The sequence below is a fragment of the Sedimentibacter sp. B4 genome (assembly GCF_000309315.1).
GTDB lineage: Bacteria > Bacillota > Clostridia > Tissierellales > Sedimentibacteraceae > Sedimentibacter > Sedimentibacter saalensis.
This window is the reverse complement of the sequence record NZ_CANG01000999.1, coordinates 1-816: the sequence shown is the minus strand read 5'-3', so window position 1 is coordinate 816 and position 816 is coordinate 1. Positions and strand designations below refer to the sequence as shown.

General features: G+C 63.0%; 1 protein-coding gene. It reads left to right on the top strand.

The window, feature by feature from the left end; translation table 11 throughout:
• Positions 1-298: 298 nt before the first annotated feature.
• Positions 299-816, top strand: a 518-nt coding sequence (locus tag BN358_RS21440) for a hypothetical protein (RefSeq protein ID WP_040584170.1), incomplete at its 3' end; no start/stop codon positions are given.

The window sequence follows — 816 nt, the reverse complement described above, 5'->3', positions numbered from 1 at the left end:
GCGGATGGCCAGGGTGGAGAACGGATACACCCTGGAGTTCACGGAGACGTTCGTCGCCCTCTTCAGGAGCCAAAAACAATGCGGAGCGAGAACTCGTGACGGTCCTGTTGACCAGTCTCTTCGGAGCCGCGAGCACCGACGTGGGTTCGAGCCTTGACGCGGTCGCGCCCGTGGGCTCGAAACGGATGATCAACGCCTTCGACCAGAATCGTGCGCCGGACATGCTCTCCGAGAACCTTCCCCGCGCCCTGAAGGGACACGACCAGATCACCGCTCAACTGCTCGACGAGTTGGGCCAGTGGCTCCGGTCTCCGACTGGAGGTGGCTTCTCGATCGGCAATCTCTCGGGCGAACAACGGGTCCGGGTGCTCAACGCGGCCGTTGGCCACCTTTCAATCGGCTCGAGGCTGAGGTCGCCCCGTACGACAAACGAATCCTGCTCGACTTCCTCCTGGCACAGAACGAGGCCCTTCTCCACGACGCCAAGTTCAACTCGATGCTGCTGAAGTCGCGGTTGGCGTGCTTCGGAGAGCAGTCAGGCACCGTCACCGAGCTGGTTGACCACCGGAAGGCGAGCGCGACCGCACAGCGCGCGAATCGCTTCCTGATCGAGTACGTGGCCGCGCAACCACCAGATGGGGAGTTCACGATCGAGGTGCTCGACTACTACCGTGTCTTGGGCATCGCGATCGAGATCATCCAGAGAGCCACTACCTCCGACTTCCTTCACTACGGCCTCGCCGACTTCGAAGTCTCCGTCCTGGGCTCCGGGCGCCTGGGGGTCAGCCGGGAGGAACCGGTGACCTCAGCCATGGA